We start from the raw sequence: 15,095 nt of genomic DNA, 5'->3' as shown, positions 1-15,095 counted from the left end.
GCACTGACTGGAAAAACCATCATGACCAAAAAACGCCTGTCCCACCCAGTCAAAGCACTGGCCCTGGCCCTCGGCCTGTTCAGCTCGGCCGTGTTCGCCGCCGATGCTCCTCTGAAAATCGGCACCACCGCCGCCTTCGCCATTCCTCTGGAAGCTGCCGTCGAAGAGGCCTCAAAACAAGGCCTGAAAGTCGAGCTGGTGGAGTTCACCGACTGGATCGCGCCTAACGTCAGCCTCGCCGCCGGCGACATCGACGTGAACTACTTCCAGCACATTCCGTTCCTCGAAAACGCCAAAGCCGCGTCGGGTTTTGATCTGGTGCCGTTCGCCCCGGGGATCATCAACAACGTCGGCCTCTACTCGAAAAAATACAAAAGCTTCGATGAGCTGCCAGAAGGCGCCAGCGTCGCCATCGCCAACGACCCGATCAACAGTGGCCGTGGTTTGCAGCTGCTGGCCAAGGCTGGCTTGATCACGCTGAAACCGGGCGTCGGCTACAAGGCTACCGAAGACGACATCGTTGCCAACCCGAAGAAAATCAAAATCCTCCAGGTCGAAGCCGTGCAATTGGTGCGCGCCTACGACGACGCCGATCTGGTCCAGGGCTACCCGGCCTACATTCGTCTGGCGAAGACCTTCGATGCCGGTTCGGCGCTGCTGTTCGACGGTCTCGACCACAAGGAATACGTGATCCAGTTCGTCATCCAGCCGAAGAGCAAAACCGACCCGCGCCTGATCAAATTCGTCGACATCTACCAGCATTCGCCGGTCGTTCGCGCGGCACTGGATAAGGCTCACGGCAAGCTGTATCAAGCCGGTTGGGAAAGCTGAGCATGACGGCCGCGATCCAACGGCGACTGGAAATTCCAGAGCCACACAATGCTGAAAAAACCGAGCTGCACCCCGAGTTGAATCGCGCCCACGTACGCTTCATCGGCCTGGGTAAAACCTACAACGGCCGTCAAGGCCCGGTCGCCGCGTTGCAGGGCATCGATCTGGCCATTCAGCGCGGCGAAGTGTTCGGCATCATCGGCCGCAGCGGCGCTGGCAAGTCATCGCTGATCCGTACGATCAATCGTCTGGAACAACCAACCTCGGGGCGGGTGCTGATCGATCAGATCGACATTGGCGAGTTCGATGAAGACCGTCTTGTTGCTTTGCGCCGGCGTATCGGCATGATCTTTCAGCATTTCAATCTGATGTCGGCCAAGACCGTTTGGCAGAACGTTGAACTGCCGCTGAAAGTGGCTGGAGTACCGAAGGAACAACGCGAAAAAAAGGTTCGCGAACTGCTCGAACTGGTCGGCCTGCAAGAGAAGCACAAGGCTTATCCGGCGCAGCTTTCCGGTGGGCAGAAACAGCGCGTCGGCATCGCCCGCGCGCTGGTACATGACCCGGATATTTTGCTCTGTGACGAAGCCACTTCGGCGCTCGATCCAGAGACCACCCAGTCGATCCTCGGCCTGCTGCGCGAGATCAATAAACGCTTGGGTCTGACCATCGTTCTGATTACTCATGAGATGGCAGTGATCCGCGAAATCTGCGATCGCGTCGTCGTGCTTGAGCACGGGCGGGTGGTCGAACAAGGCCCGGTCTGGGAAGTGTTCGGCAATCCGCAGCACGAGGTCAGCCAGACCTTGCTCGCGCCTCTGCAACACGCGCTGCCGGAGAAGTTGCAAAGCCGTTTGCAGAAGCAGCCGCCCTCCTCCGACGCCGCTGTGGTGCTGCGCTTGCAGTTCACCGGCAGCGCCAGTGATGAGCCGGATCTGGCCGCACTGTTCGCCGCACTGGGTGGGCGGGTGAAGCTACTGCAGGGTGGTGTAGAGCGGATTCAGGGGCATGCGTTGGGGCAACTGTTGCTGGCCGTCAGTGGTTCAGCGTTCGGAGCCGAGCAATTGCGCGAACGCGCCGCACCATGGGCGCAACGAGTGGAGGTGGTGGGTTATGTGGTTTGATCGCTTGTTGCAGGGTTTTATCGACACGTTTCTGATGGTTGGCGTGTCGTCGCTGATCGCCTTGCTGGTGGGGATTCCCATGGCAGTGATTCTGGTCACCAGCGACAAGGGCGGGATCTATGAAGCGCCGGTGTTGAACCGTGCCTTGGGCGCTTTTGTGAATCTGTTTCGCTCAATCCCGTTTCTGATTCTGATGGTCGCGCTGATTCCGTTTACCCGGTTGATTGTCGGCACTACGTACGGTGTGTGGGCTGCGGTTGTGCCGCTGACGATTGCGGCGACGCCGTTCTTTGCGCGGATTGCCGAAGTGAGTCTGCGCGAGGTTGATCATGGCTTGATCGAGGCGGCGCAGGCGATGGGTTGCCGGCGTTGGCACATTGTCTGGCATGTGTTGTTGCCGGAGGCGCTGCCGGGGATTGTCGGCGGTTTCACGATTACGCTGGTGACGATGATCAACTCTTCGGCGATGGCCGGGGCGATTGGGGCCGGTGGGTTGGGGGATATCGCTTATCGCTACGGCTATCAGCGCTTTGACAGCCAGATCATGTTGACGGTGATTGTGTTGCTGGTGGCGTTGGTGGCGGTGATTCAGTTGGGTGGGGATCGGTTGGCGCGGGGTTTGAACAAGCGCTGAGCTCATCCGGATTCATGCCACGCCCTTGAAACCGCTTTCGCGAGCAGGCTCGCTCCCACATTTGGAATGTGTTCCCCTGTGGGAGCGAGCCTGCTCGCGAATGGCTGCGCAGCAGCCCCGAACTCGATGGCGTATATTCGGCGAATCCCAACTGCCCGCGTATCTCGACCATGAAGCAGACCCCCAACGATCTCGAACAGATCACCGCGACCACCCTCGGCCACTACAACTCGGTGGCCGAAGACTTCCGTGAAGGCACCCGCGACCACGATGTCAGCCAGAACATCGATGCGCTGCTGCGGCATATTCAAGGTGTGGCGCCGTTGACGATTCTGGATTTCGGCTGCGGGCCGGGACGGGATTTGCAGACGTTTACCCGCATGGGTCACATCGCCGTCGGGCTGGATGGTTCGCAAGAGTTTGCGCGAATGGCCCGCGAAGACAGTGGCTGTGAAGTGTTGCAGCAGGACTTTCTGAAGCTGGATCTGCCGGCCGAACGTTTCGACGGGATCTTTGCCAATGCGGTGCTGTTTCATGTGCCGTTGCAGGAATTGCCACGGGTATTGAAGCAATTGCACGGCGCGTTGAAACCCGGTGGAGTGTTGTTCAGCTCCAATCCACGTGGGGATAATCGTGAGGGCTGGAACGGGCCGCGTTATGGCTCGTATCACGATCTGGCGGCGTGGCAAGGGTTGCTGACGGACGCGGGGTTTGTCGAACTTGAGCATTACTACCGCCCGGCGGGCCTGCCGCGTGAGCAGCAGCCCTGGTTGGCGAGTGTCTGGCGTAAATCTGCATAGCCAGTTCTGACGCCTTCGCGAGCAGGCTCGCTCCCACATGTTGACCGCGTCCGCCTGGACAACTCGGTCAACTGTGGGAGCGAGCCTGCTCGCGAATAGAGTGCGCAGCACTCGCTTTTAAGCGGCACCCTTTTGCGGCTCGCGAATCTTGTACCAGGCCACATACAGCGCCGGCAGGAACAACAACGTCAACAACGTCGCGACGACAATCCCACCAATCATCGCGTACGCCATCGGCCCCCAGAACACTTCCCTGGCGATGGGGATCATGCCCATGCTCGCCGCCGCTGCGGTCAGCAGGATCGGCCGACGCCGATGTTCGGTCGCCTCGACCACCGCGTCCCACGGCGCATAGCCCTTCTTCTCGAACTCATCGATCTGCGTCACCAGAATCACCGAGTTGCGGATGATGATGCCGATCAGCGCCAAAATCCCCAGAATCGCCACGAAACCCATCGGCGTGCCGGTCGGCACCAGCGCCAACACCACGCCGATCAGCCCCAGCGGAGCGACACTCGCCACCAGGAACATCTTCTGCACGCTGTGCAACTGGATCATCAGAAAGGTCGCCATCAAAAACAGCATCAACGGCAAGACCTTGGCGATCGGCCCCTGCGCCTTGCCGCTTTCCTCGACCGTACCGCCGGTGGCGACTTTGTAGCCCACTGGCAGTTTGTCAGCGAAGGCATCAATCGACGGCTTGAGCAGTTTCACCAGATCGGTCGGCTGGATCTCGTCGCGCACCGAAGCCTTGATGGTGATGGTCGGCAAACGGTCGCGACGCCACACCAGCGGCTGTTCCAGCTCATAGCGCACAGTGGCGAATGCCAGTAACGGAATCGATGTGCCGTTGGGCGTAACGATCTGCAGATTCTGCAGGGTCTCCGGCGTACCGCGCTCCGAATTCACCGCCCGGCCGACCACATTGATCAGGTAGATGTCGTCGTTGACCTGGGTCAGAGGCGCGCCGCTAACGATGCTGTTCATCAGGTTCGCCACGTCTTCGGAGGACAGCCCGAGCTGCCGTGCCTTGTCCTGGGCGATGTCGATGCGCAGGACTTTGCCCGGCTCGTTCCAGTCGTAAATGATCTCGCCAATGTGCGGGTTCTTGTCCAGCTCGGTCGCGAGGTCGATGGCGTGTTTGCGCACTTGATCGATGTCCTTGCCGCTGACCCGGTACTGGATCGGCCGCCCCACCGGCGGGCCCATTTCCAGCGCCTGGACGTAACTGCCGATGCCGACGAAGTCCTTGTGCAAGCGCTCGCGCAGACGCTGACTCAGTGCCTCACGGGCCTCGAAGTCTTTGCTGACGATCACCAGTTGTGCGTAGTACGGGTTTTGCAATTGCTGGTCGAGCGGCAGATAGAAACGGATCGCGCCCTGACCGATGTAGGTGCTCCAGCGCACAATGTCCGGGTCGCCTTTGAGGGTTGCTTCCAGCTTGTCGACGGCCTTGCGTGTTTCGTCGATGGAGGCGTTCTGCGGCAGGTTCAGGTCGACGAGAATTTCCGGGCGGTCCGATGCCGGAAAGAACTGGTTCTGCACAAAGCGCATGCAAAAAATCGACAGGACAAACAGCAGCACGGTGATGCCGATCGCCCACCAGCGATTGCGCATCGCCCACAACAGACCGCCATTGAACGCACGCCCGACGCGGCCCGGCTCGGCGTCATGGGGTTTCACGTTGGCGCTGAGAATGTGCACGCCGATCACCGGAGCGAAGAACACCGCGACAATCCACGACACAATCATGGCCACGGCAATCACCGCAAACAGCGTGTAGGTGTACTCACCGGCGGAACTGGCGTTGAGGCCGATGGGCACGAAACCGGCGACCGTCACCAGCGTCCCCGTTAGCATCGGGAACGCCGTCGAGGTGTACGCGTACGTCGCGGCCTCCTCCTTGCTCTCGCCCATTTCCAGGCGCGTGACCATCATCTCCACGGTAATCATCGCGTCGTCCACCAACAGGCCGAGGGCGATGATCAAGGCACCGAGAGAAATCCGCTGCATGGTGATGCCACTGTATTCCATGAACACAAACACCATCGCCAGCACCAGCGGAATCGAGCACGCCACCACCAGGCCGGCGCGCACGCCGAGGCTGATAAAACTCACCACCAGCACGATGATCACGGCTTCGAAAAGCGCGCTGGTAAAGCCGCCAACGGCCTCCTCCACCACCACCGCCTGATCGGACACGGTGTGTACACCCACGCCAACCGGCAAGTCTGCGGTCAGTTCATCGATGCGCTGGTGCAACGCCTTGCCGAATTCCTGAACGTTGCCGCCCTTCTGCATGGCAATCGCCAGACCGATGGCCGGTTTGCCGTCGAAGCGGAATTCCGGGGTAGCCGGATCGGTGTAACCGCGAGTGATGTCGGCGATGTCAGCCAGACGATAGAAACGGTCGTTGAGCTTGAGATTGACCTCGGCCAGGTCTTTTTCCGAGGCGAACTGCCCCGAAGTGCGCACGGAAATCCGCTCAGGGCCCGCCTCGATCACACCGGCCGGGGTCACGGCGTTCTGCGATTGCAGGCTCTGCACTACCTGACGCTGATCGATACCCAACGCCGCCAGTTTGCGGGTAGAGAAGTTCAGATAAATGACTTCGTCCTGCTGGCCGATCATTTCGATCTTGCCCAGCCCCGGTACATTGCGGATCTCGGCCCGCGCCTGTTCCACGTAATCGCGCAACTGGCGCATGGTCAGGCCGTCGGCGGTGAAGGCGTAGACCGAGCCGAACACATCACCGAACTCGTCGTTGAACCCGGGCCCTTGAATACCTTGGGGGAACTGCCCGCGAATGTCGTCGATCTTCTTGCGCACCTGGTACCAGATTTCCGGGATGTCCTTGGCGCTGGTGGTGTCGCGCAGGTACACGTACACCGTCGATTCACCGGGGCGCGTGTAACTTTTCACGTAGTCGAGGGAGTCGAGTTCTTCGAGTTTTTTCTCGATGCGGTCGGTGACCTGCGCGAGGGTTTCTTCCTGGGTCGCGCCCGGCCATTTGGTCTGGATCACCATGGTTTTGATGGTGAACGACGGGTCTTCTTCGCGGCCCAGATTGAAGTACGAAAACACGCCCATCAGCAACGCGACGAACATCAGGTACCAGACGAATGACTGATGCTTGAGGGCCCATTCGGAGAGGTTGAAAGAGCCTTTCATTGACTGTCCTCGTCAAGTTTTACCGATTGTCCGGGTTTGAGGCTGTTGACGCCGGCGCTGACCACGCGCTCGCCGTTCTTCACGCCGCCCGCGAGCACCACGCTGCTGTCGGTGCGGCTGATCACGCTGACGTCGCGAGGGCTGACGGTTTTGCTCTGGGTGTCGATGACCCAGATCCGTGGTTTGCCGTCGACCTCCTGCACAGCGGTAGCCGGCAATTCGATGCGTGGTTTGATCGCTGAACTGAGGGTTACGCTGATCGCCGTGCCGAGGCGGAAACCGTCCGGTGTCTCGGCCAGCGTCAGGCGTGCGCGACGAGTACGCGTGGCGCTTTGCGCCTGCGGCTCGATCTCGCGAAGGGTTGCCGTGGTGTTGATGCTCGGGTCGAGTTGCCCGGCCACCAGAAACACCACGTCGGAGGGAATCTGATCGACCAGGGTGTCGGGCAGATCGATCACCGCTTCCTTGATGTCCGGTTGCGCCAGAGTCACGACCTGCTGGCCCGCCGTCACCACTTGCCCGGCTTCGGCGTTCCACGCGGTGACCACGGCTTTATGGTCGGAACGCAGTTCGGTGTAGCCGAGCTGGTCCTTGCTTTGATTGACCGCCGCCCGAGCCTGGTCCAGCGAGGCCTGGGTGGTTTTCAAGTCCGTGGTGGCGATGTCCAGTTGTGCCTGCGCCCCTACGCCACGATCGAACAGTGCCTGCTGACGGCGGGCATTGGCCTGGGCATTGATCAGTTGCGCCTGAACCTTGGCAAGGTCGCCCTGGGCCGAACGCAATTGGTTCTGCTGATCAGACGGATCGAGGGTGGCGAGCAGCGTGCCCTTTTGCACTTCGGTTCCGACATCGACGTTGCGGCTGGCGATGCGGCCACCGACGCGGAAACCGGTGTTGCTTTCATAGCGCGCCTGGATGCTGCCGGCGAACCGCCCGAGGCTTTCCTCGCTCAACGCCTGAACCTTGACCGATAACACCGGACGTACCGGCTCCGGAGGTGGCTCGCTTTTCGAGCACGCCGCCAGCAACACACCCACGGATAACAGTCCCAGACGCTTCATGGCTGCGCTCCCGGCTGCAGATCCTTGTAGGTGTTTTCAGCGATTTCGACTTTCATGCCGGGATGCAACAACTGCCCACCGGCGACAATGACTTTCTCCCCGCCCTTGAGGCCTTCGCTGATGATGACCTTGCCGATCAGGTAGCGGCCGACGGTCACGTTGTGCAACTGCGCTTCACCTTTATCGTCGACCATCCACACCGCCGGATCACTGATGTTTTTGGTCAGCGCCGACCATGGCAATTCGACTGCCGACTTGCCGCTGCCCTTGGCCGTGGCGCTGACCACCGAGCCCAGCTGCATCCCTTGTGGCAGGCTGTCGAGGCTGACTTTGACTTGCACCGTGCCGGACTGCGCCGACACCGCCGGGGTGATTTCACGCACCGTGCCGGTGGTTTTGATGGCAGGGTTATCGAGCAGGCTGACGACGATCGAGGGATCCGCAGGACGCTCGGCCAGCAGCGATTCGTAGACGTTGAACACCGCGTCACGGTCGCCATCGCGGGCCAACGAAAAAATCGGCGCCGTGGCCTGCACGACCTGGCCGACTTCGGCTTGGCGCTCGGTGATCACCCCCGGGGCATCGGCGATCAGCGCGGTATAGCTGAGCTGGTCCTTGGCGTTGGCCAATTGCGCCTGCGCCGCGCTCAAGGCGCTCTGGCTGCTGCGCAACGCCGCTTGGGCGGAATCGTATTCGCTCTGGCTGGTGTAGCCCTTGGGCAGGAGTTTTTGCTGGCGCACGAAGGCGGCCGCACTTTGTTTCACCCGGGCTTGTTCAGCGACGACCTGGGCTTGAGCCGAATCGACGTTAGTCTGCAAATCCTTGGGGTCGAGCTTGGCCAGCACCTGTTTGGCCGTGACCCGGTCACCGACGTCGACCATACGCTGGATGATCTTGCCGCCGACGCGGAACGACAATTCGGTCTGCACGCGCGCCTGCACGTCACCGGTCAATGTCACCGAAGCCGCGTAATCCGTGGGTTTCACTTCCTGTACAAAGACCCTGGGCAGGTATTCCTCAGGGGCTTTTTTCTCGCCGCATGCGGTCACCAAGGTGAACAGACTCAGCATGACCGCTGTTTTCAAACCGGGACTCGCCATGCAGACTCCTTCCTGTGTACGAACGTGCAAGTGACGATACGACTGTGAGCTTAGAACAGGGTTCAACGTTCGCCCGTTCGTCCCCCATGTTTTCCTGTAGGAGCTGCCGCAGGCTGCGATCTTTTGATCTTTTAAAAACAACATCAAAAGATCGCAGCCTGCGGCAGCTCCTACAATAGGCGTATCAAGAGAAGGAATTCCATGCTCAACACTCTGGCAGTGGCCAATTACCGTTCGATCAACAAACTGGTGATCCCGCTCGGCCGGCTGAACCTGATCACCGGCCCCAACGGCAGCGGCAAGTCCAACCTCTACCGGGCCTTGCGCCTGCTGGCGGAAACCGCTCAGGGCGGCGTAGTCAATGCGCTGGCCCGTGAGGGTGGGCTGGAGTCGACCTTCTGGGCCGGGCCGGAAACTATCAGCCGGCGCATGCGCAACGGCGAAGTGCCGATCCAGTCGACGGTGCGCCAAGGTGTGAAGCGCCTGCGTCTGGGATTTGCCGGGGAGGATTTCAGTTATTCGATCAGCCTCGGCCTGCCCGATTCCAACGGGCACTTCATGTTGCCCGAACATTCACGGCCGATCCCCTCGCGGTTCAGCCTCGACCCGCAGATCAAGCGCGAATGCATCTGGGCCGGCGCGCTTTACCGTCCCGCCAGCCTGCTGGTGGATCGCGACGGCCCGATGATCCGCGCACGCAACGAGCGCCAATGGGACGTGCTGGCGCAACACACGCCGAATTTCGACAGTTTGTTTGATCAGGTCGGTAGCCTGCGCAGCTCGCCGGAAGTGTTTCAGATGCGCGAGTTCATTCGCCGCTGGCGCTTTTACGATCACTTTCGTAGCGATGCCGATGCGCCCGTACGCCAACCGCAATTGGGCACGCGCACGCCAGTGCTGCATCACGATGGGCGGGATTTGGCGGCAGCTTTGCAGACCATCATCGAGATTGGTGACGGCGACGCCATGCGTGCGGCGATTACTGATGCGTTTCCGGGCGCACGGGTGCATATCGAAGCGCAGGCCGGTGGCAGGTTTGCCATCGAGTTTTATCAGGAAGGTTTGTTGCGGCCGTTATCGGCGGCGGAGCTGTCGGACGGGACGTTGCGCTATCTGCTGTTGGTCGCGGCATTACTGACGCCACGGCCACCGTCATTGATGGTACTGAACGAACCGGAAACCAGTTTGCACCCGGATCTGTTGCCAGCGTTGGCGCGGTTGATTATCCGTGCCTCGGAGCAATGTCAGGTGTGGGTGGTGTCGCATGCGCGGCGGTTGATTTCGGCGTTGCAGGAAGATCCCGAGTGCAATTGCATTGTGCTGGAAAAAAACCTGGGGCAGACCGGGATTGTCGGCCAGCGGGTACTGGATGAGCCGGCGTGGAACTGGCCGGATTGAGCGTTCCAGCCAAAAGCCCCTCACCCTAACCCTCTCCCAGAGGGAGAGGGGACTGATTGGCGGATGCTCAAGAGTGACGCCGACGTGAAAATGACTATGTGAATCCATAATCGACTCGGTTTGTCAGGTCGATGTCTGATGCAAGACACCTCGGTCGGCTCCCTCTCCCTCGGGAGAGGGCTGGGGTGAGGGGCAAGCCTCACCACCGACTCAACAGACAATCACCCCTGCCACTTGCCACCCTCGACAATCACGCTCTCAGGCTTGGTGTCATCGCTAAGTTCCTTACGCACATATTGGTCGTACAGCTTGAGCAGATACTTCTCCTCACCCAGCTTGGTCAGCTCGGTATTCACCCAGTCGCGCAGCTCGATATTGCCCTTCTTCACCGCCGGCGCAATCGGCGCTTCAGCCCCCAGCTTTTCATCGAGCACACGATAGCCCGGGTTCTGCTTGGCCCAGCTGAACAACACCAGATTGTCCTGTGCATAAGCATCGCCACGACCATTGGCCAAAGCTTGCAGCGATTCGGAGTTTTTCTCGAACTTCAGCAGTTTCCAGTCCGGATGATTCTTGGTCAGCCAGATATCCGCCGTCGTACCGGTGGTGACGATAGTGGTGCGGGTCGCCAGATCATCAAGTTTTTTCACCGAGCTGCTCTGCGGCACCAGCGCCTGCACCGCGACCTTGAGGTTCGGGTTGGTAAATTCCACCGCTTCCTTGCGCTCAGGCGTCACGGTCATGTTGGCGAGGATCAGGTCGACCTTGTCGCTTTGCAGGAAAGGGATGCGACTCGCCGGCTCGACGGCAACGAACTCGACCTTGTTTTCATCGCCGAGCAGATCCTTGGCGAAACGCCGACCGATGTCGGTATCGAAGCCGACGTAGCGCCCGGCCTCATCGACAAAACCGAATGGCGGTTTATCGGTAAAAACACCAACGATCAGTTTGTCGCGAGCCTTGATCTTGTCCAGGTAACCGGCCGGCGCGGCACTCTCGCTGGCGACTTTTGGCTTCGGCGGTTCTTCGGTTTTGCTGCAACCGGCAAGCAACGCGAGGCTCAGCAAGGGCAGTAAAAAAGCGGCAGTTTTCATAACAGTTCCAGTTCCTTTGTCGGATTCGTTTCTGGCAGTGTTGCAACGAAGGAGAACTTCTCCAGAAACTGCTGCGCGCGTGCGGTTTGCGGGTTCATAAAGAAAATCTCGGGCGGGGTCTGTTCAAGGATGCGCCCGGCATCCATGAACACGATGCGATCGGCCACCGCGCGGGCGAAGGCCATTTCATGAGTAACGATCAACAGGGTCATGCCTTCGCGGGCCAGGCCCTGAATGACCTGCAAAACTTCCTTGACCATCTCCGGGTCGAGGGCGGCGGTGACTTCGTCGAAGAGCATCACCCGTGGGTTCATGCACAGCGAACGGACGATGGCGATGCGTTGCTGCTGACCGCCGGACAGCTGACGCGGGAAGGCGTCGCGCTTGTCGGCCAGACCCACGCGTTCGAGCAAAGCTTCGGCTTGTTGTTGCGCTTCGCGGCGCTGACGCTTCTGCACTTTGAGCGGGCCGAGCAGCAGGTTGTCGAGCACGCTCATGTGCGGAAACAGGTGATAACTCTGGAACACCATGCCGATCTGCTGACGGATCTCGCGCCAGTCAGTGGCCTTGTCCAGCAGCTCACGGTCGAGAAATTTCAGGCTGCCGCTGTGGGCGACTTCGAGGCCATTGAGGCAACGCAGCAGAGTGCTTTTGCCGCAACCGCTGGGGCCGAGGATGACGATCACTTCGCCGCTCTGCACCTGCAGATCGATGCCGTTGAGCACCTGCTGCTCACCATAGAACTTGTTGAAACCGTGAAACTCGATCAATGCGCTCATGCTTGCGTCCAGCGCCGCTCCAGCACACGCGAAGCGGCCGAGAGCGGGTAGCAGATGAAAAAGAAAAACAGGAACAGCGCGCCGTAGATCAGCACCGATTCGTAGGTGCGCTCGATAATCTGCTGGCCGACCTTGATCACGTCGACGACTCCAATCAGCACCGCCAGCGAACTGGTCTTGATGATTCGCGTATAGACGTTGATGGTCGGCGGTGTCATGCGTTTCAGCGCTTGCGGCAGCAGCACGTAGCCGTAGAGTTGCGCAGCGTTCAGACCAATCGACAGCCCCGCTTCACGCTGCCCGCGCGGCAACGAATGCAATGCGCCGCGTGCCACTTCGCCGACCTCGCTGGCGCCCCACAGCGACAGCACCAGCACCGCGCACCAGAAACTCGGAATGCTCAGACCAAAGAAAATCGGCAGACCGAAGAACAACAGATACAGCCAGACCAGCACCGGGATCGCCCGGAACAGCTCCAGATACACCCGCAGGATCGCGTTCAGCCACGTCACGTTGAGCGTTCGCAGCACACCGTAGAGCACGCCGCCAACGGTGCTGATGGCGATGCTCAGAAACGAGATCGACAGGGTTTGCCCGGCGCCTTTGGCCAATTGCGGCAACGACACCCAGAGCAGTTCAAGACCCGAACTGGCCATGCTGGAGCCTCCTTTCCAGACGGCTGAGAAGCAGCGACAGCGGCAAGAACAACAGCACGCAGATCAGTGTCAGCACGGCGAGCATTTCGTAGGTTTTGTAATAAAGCGCGATGTAGCTCTTGGTGGTGTAGAGAATTTCCGGCACCGCCACCGCCGAGACCACGGTGGTTTCCTTGAGCAGGAAAATGAAATTGGCGAACAGCGACGGCAGGCTGAGGATCCCCGCTTGCGGCAGGATCACGTAGCGCAGCAACTGGCCGTGGGACAGGCCGATGGAACGCCCCGATTCCAGTTGCGCCTGCGGCACCGCATCGACTCCGGCGCGCAGCACTTCGGTAAGGTAGGCGCCGCCGAGGAAGGTCATGGTGATGATCGCGGCGGTGAATCCGGAGACCTTGATCCCCAGCGCCGGCAAGGCGAAGTAGACGAAGAACAACTGGATCAGCAGCGGTGTGTTGCGCGCAAGCTCCACGTACAGGCCCACGAGTTTTTGCAGGTAAGGCGTGCGGAACACCAGAATCGTCGCGTTGAGCAGTGCCACCGACAACGAGGTGCCAATGGCGATAAAACCGACCTGCAGCGTCACGCCCACGGCTTTGAGAAACGCCGGCAGGGTGCTGAGGATAAATGCGTAATCGAAAGTCATGAAACGTCCTGGACGCCGCTCGGTAAGCGACGGTGGTGCAGTCCATGGGCAGCGGATGGCTGTCCGGCAGACACCGACTTTATAGGTATAAAAACAAGAATTTAAATACCGTTAAAGCATATTGATATCACCCAAAAAACTATCTTGTGGGTTTGCCGGGAAGGAATAAGAAGGCTATTTTCCTTTGCGCTGTAGGACGGATCTTTTTTTCACGAAAGCCCTCCAAGGATGAACAGCTTTTGGCCAGACTCCCCCGGCCAAACCCATAACAAGGAAGAGAACATGGACGTAAAAGTGCCGCAGCGACTGGATCCGCAGGAAATTGTGAAATTGTTGGTGGCGTTGAGGCGGGCGCTGAAGGCCACAGCGTAAATCAAAAGCCCCTCACCCCAGCCCTCTCCCGGAGGGAGAGGGAGCCGTCCGAGGTGTCTTGCGTCATACATCGACCTGAAAGACCGAGTCGATTATGGATTCGGCAGAGATCTTTCACATCGGCGTACCTCTACGACATCCCCCCGATCAGTCCCCTCTCCCTCCAGGAGAGGGAGCCTACCGAGGTGTCTTACGTCAAACATCGACCTGAAAGATCGAGTCGATTATGGATTCAGCAGAGATCTTTCACGTCGGCGTACCTCTACAGCATCCCCCGATCAGTCCCCTCTCCCTCTGGGAGAGGGAGCCTACCGAGGTGTCTTACGTCAAACATCGACCTGAAAGATCGAGTCGATTATGGATTCAGCAGAAATCTTTCACGTCGGCGTACTTCTACAGCATCCCCCGATCAGTCCCCTCTCCCTCTGGGCGGTCCGACGTTTCGGGAGGGTCAGGGTGAGGGGCTTTTCCAACGCACACACAAAAACGCCGATGCCCATCACTGGCCATCGGCGTTTTCACACCTTGAAGGGGTTCACTCAAGCGTCAGATCAGAACGCCGGCAGTACCGCGCCGTTGTACTTCTTCTCGATGAACGCTTTGACTTCCGGGCTGGTCAGGGCTTTGGCCAGTTTCTGGATCGCGTCGCTGTTCTTGTTGTCCTCACGGGCCACCAGGAAGTTTACGTACGGCGAGTCAGCGCCTTCAATCACCAGCGCATCTTTCTGCGGGTTCAACTTGGCTTCCAGCGCGTAGTTGGTGTTGATCATGTCCAGATCAACTTCCTTCAGAACGCGTGGCAGCAGGGCCGATTCCAGTTCCTTGAACTTGAAGTTGTGCGGGTTCTTGGCGATGTCTTTCGGCGTTGCCAGGGCGTTTTTCGGATCTTTCAGCTCGATCAGGCCAGCCTTCTGCAGCAGGATCAGAGCGCGGCCGCTGTTGCTGCCTTCGTTCGGGATGGCGATAGTGGCGCCGTCCGGCAGTTCAGCCAGGGTCTTGTATTTGCTCGAGTAGCCGCCGAACGGTTCAACGTGCACGCCCTGCACGGTCACCAGGTACTTGGACTTGTCGTCCTTGTATTTGCCCAGGTTGAAGCTGTTCAGGTACGGCAGGGTCTGGAAGTAGTTGGCGTCCAGACGCTTCTCGCCAACCTGTACGTTCGGTTGAATGTAGTCGGTGAAGACTTTGATTTCCAGATCCACGCCTTCTTTGGCCAGGGTCGGCTTGATCAGCTCGAGGATTTCAGCGTGCGGCACCGGGGTCGCGGCAACCACCAGTTTCTCACCGGCATTGGCCAGGGAAGCAGTCAGAGCAGCCGCCAATGCGGTAAACAACAGAACCTTTTTCATGCAGTGTCCTTATCGAAAATCACGGTCGTCATCGACGACGGCATTAATACGTGTGCCAGTGAAGTGATATCGCTGGCGTG

13 protein-coding genes are annotated in these 15,095 nt (G+C 59.5%); 5 read left to right on the top strand and 8 right to left on the bottom strand.

From position 1 onward, the window contains the following. Window positions 1-21: 21 nt before the first annotated feature. The 4 genes from AB4N44_RS18485 to AB4N44_RS18470 all read left to right on the top strand — a co-directional run bounded on the left by AB4N44_RS18485 (window position 22) and on the right by AB4N44_RS18470 (window position 3,389). The gene (locus tag AB4N44_RS18485; protein WP_007918730.1) at window positions 22-831 is read left to right on the top strand and encodes a MetQ/NlpA family ABC transporter substrate-binding protein; all 810 of its coding nucleotides are present in this window, start codon (window positions 22-24) and stop codon (window positions 829-831) included. 2 nt (window positions 832-833) lie between these two features. Beyond that, window positions 834-1,955 (top strand): methionine ABC transporter ATP-binding protein, encoded by a 1,122-nt coding sequence (locus AB4N44_RS18480; protein WP_460158121.1) that lies wholly within the window; start codon window positions 834-836, stop codon window positions 1,953-1,955. Then, entirely contained in the window at window positions 1,945-2,589 is a 645-nt protein-coding gene (locus tag AB4N44_RS18475; protein WP_034151854.1) for a methionine ABC transporter permease, read from the top strand. The genes AB4N44_RS18480 and AB4N44_RS18475 overlap by 11 nt, the downstream gene beginning before the upstream one ends. 170 nt (window positions 2,590-2,759) lie before the next feature. After that, window positions 2,760-3,389, top strand: a complete 630-nt coding sequence (locus AB4N44_RS18470; RefSeq protein WP_460108092.1) for a class I SAM-dependent methyltransferase — start codon at window positions 2,760-2,762, stop codon at window positions 3,387-3,389. 117 nt (window positions 3,390-3,506) lie between these two features. Here AB4N44_RS18470 and AB4N44_RS18465 read toward each other — a convergent pair whose 3' ends face one another. From AB4N44_RS18465 to AB4N44_RS18455, 3 genes are read right to left on the bottom strand one after another with little or no spacing between them, the layout of a single operon-like run. After that, window positions 3,507-6,560 (bottom strand): efflux RND transporter permease subunit, encoded by a 3,054-nt coding sequence (locus AB4N44_RS18465; protein WP_460108095.1) that lies wholly within the window; start codon window positions 6,558-6,560, stop codon window positions 3,507-3,509. Further along, complete coding sequence (locus AB4N44_RS18460) at window positions 6,557-7,621, bottom strand: efflux RND transporter periplasmic adaptor subunit (RefSeq protein WP_127925420.1); 1,065 nt, start codon at window positions 7,619-7,621, stop codon at window positions 6,557-6,559. Before AB4N44_RS18460 ends, AB4N44_RS18465 begins: the two co-directional genes overlap by 4 nt. After that, complete coding sequence (locus AB4N44_RS18455; RefSeq protein WP_007918719.1) at window positions 7,618-8,721, bottom strand: efflux RND transporter periplasmic adaptor subunit; 1,104 nt, start codon at window positions 8,719-8,721, stop codon at window positions 7,618-7,620. The genes AB4N44_RS18460 and AB4N44_RS18455 overlap by 4 nt, the downstream gene beginning before the upstream one ends. Window positions 8,722-8,922: 201 nt before the next feature. On the opposite strand from AB4N44_RS18455, the gene AB4N44_RS18450 reads away from it, so the two are divergent. Further along, window positions 8,923-10,119, top strand: a complete 1,197-nt coding sequence (locus tag AB4N44_RS18450) for an AAA family ATPase (protein ID WP_127925419.1) — start codon at window positions 8,923-8,925, stop codon at window positions 10,117-10,119. A 221-nt stretch (window positions 10,120-10,340) separates the two neighbouring features. On the opposite strand, the gene AB4N44_RS18445 is transcribed toward AB4N44_RS18450, so the two are convergent. The 5 genes from AB4N44_RS18445 to AB4N44_RS18425 form a co-directional block, all read right to left on the bottom strand. Further along, window positions 10,341-11,213 carry a transporter substrate-binding domain-containing protein gene (locus tag AB4N44_RS18445; RefSeq protein ID WP_150649908.1) on the bottom strand — a complete coding sequence of 291 codons (873 nt, stop codon included), beginning with the start codon at window positions 11,211-11,213 and terminating at the stop codon, window positions 10,341-10,343. After that, window positions 11,210-11,992, bottom strand: coding sequence for an amino acid ABC transporter ATP-binding protein (locus AB4N44_RS18440; protein ID WP_460108098.1), 783 nt, complete (start codon window positions 11,990-11,992; stop codon window positions 11,210-11,212). The genes AB4N44_RS18445 and AB4N44_RS18440 overlap by 4 nt, the downstream gene beginning before the upstream one ends. Further along, the gene (locus AB4N44_RS18435; protein ID WP_007918714.1) at window positions 11,989-12,648 is read right to left on the bottom strand and encodes an amino acid ABC transporter permease; all 660 of its coding nucleotides are present in this window, start codon (window positions 12,646-12,648) and stop codon (window positions 11,989-11,991) included. Before AB4N44_RS18435 ends, AB4N44_RS18440 begins: the two co-directional genes overlap by 4 nt. Continuing rightward, window positions 12,629-13,294, bottom strand: coding sequence for an amino acid ABC transporter permease (locus AB4N44_RS18430; protein ID WP_127925416.1), 666 nt, complete (start codon window positions 13,292-13,294; stop codon window positions 12,629-12,631). The genes AB4N44_RS18435 and AB4N44_RS18430 overlap by 20 nt, the downstream gene beginning before the upstream one ends. Before the next feature lie 923 nt (window positions 13,295-14,217). Then, window positions 14,218-15,015: a MetQ/NlpA family ABC transporter substrate-binding protein gene (locus tag AB4N44_RS18425; RefSeq protein ID WP_127925415.1), complete on the bottom strand. Its 798-nt coding sequence runs from the start codon at window positions 15,013-15,015 to the stop codon at window positions 14,218-14,220. Window positions 15,016-15,095 lie beyond the last annotated feature (80 nt).

The organism is Pseudomonas sp. S3_C06 (genome assembly GCF_054667675.1).
Note: the sequence above shows the minus strand (reverse complement) of the source record. Positions and strands in the feature narration are given on the sequence as shown.

What these genes read in the sequence shown, in the direction of transcription:
- AB4N44_RS18485 (WP_007918730.1), top strand. Translation starts at nt 22, where the DNA reads ATGACCAAAAAACGCCTGTCCCACCCAGTCAAAGCACTGGCCCTGGCC.
- AB4N44_RS18480 (WP_460158121.1), top strand. Translation starts at nt 834, where the DNA reads ATGACGGCCGCGATCCAACGGCGACTGGAAATTCCAGAGCCACACAAT.
- AB4N44_RS18475 (WP_034151854.1), top strand. Translation starts at nt 1,945, where the DNA reads ATGTGGTTTGATCGCTTGTTGCAGGGTTTTATCGACACGTTTCTGATG.
- AB4N44_RS18470 (WP_460108092.1), top strand. Translation starts at nt 2,760, where the DNA reads ATGAAGCAGACCCCCAACGATCTCGAACAGATCACCGCGACCACCCTC.
- AB4N44_RS18465 (WP_460108095.1), bottom strand. Translation starts at nt 6,560, where the DNA reads ATGAAAGGCTCTTTCAACCTCTCCGAATGGGCCCTCAAGCATCAGTCA.
- AB4N44_RS18460 (WP_127925420.1), bottom strand. Translation starts at nt 7,621, where the DNA reads ATGAAGCGTCTGGGACTGTTATCCGTGGGTGTGTTGCTGGCGGCGTGC.
- AB4N44_RS18455 (WP_007918719.1), bottom strand. Translation starts at nt 8,721, where the DNA reads ATGGCGAGTCCCGGTTTGAAAACAGCGGTCATGCTGAGTCTGTTCACC.
- AB4N44_RS18450 (WP_127925419.1), top strand. Translation starts at nt 8,923, where the DNA reads ATGCTCAACACTCTGGCAGTGGCCAATTACCGTTCGATCAACAAACTG.
- AB4N44_RS18445 (WP_150649908.1), bottom strand. Translation starts at nt 11,213, where the DNA reads ATGAAAACTGCCGCTTTTTTACTGCCCTTGCTGAGCCTCGCGTTGCTT.
- AB4N44_RS18440 (WP_460108098.1), bottom strand. Translation starts at nt 11,992, where the DNA reads ATGAGCGCATTGATCGAGTTTCACGGTTTCAACAAGTTCTATGGTGAG.
- AB4N44_RS18435 (WP_007918714.1), bottom strand. Translation starts at nt 12,648, where the DNA reads ATGGCCAGTTCGGGTCTTGAACTGCTCTGGGTGTCGTTGCCGCAATTG.
- AB4N44_RS18430 (WP_127925416.1), bottom strand. Translation starts at nt 13,294, where the DNA reads ATGACTTTCGATTACGCATTTATCCTCAGCACCCTGCCGGCGTTTCTC.
- AB4N44_RS18425 (WP_127925415.1), bottom strand. Translation starts at nt 15,015, where the DNA reads ATGAAAAAGGTTCTGTTGTTTACCGCATTGGCGGCTGCTCTGACTGCT.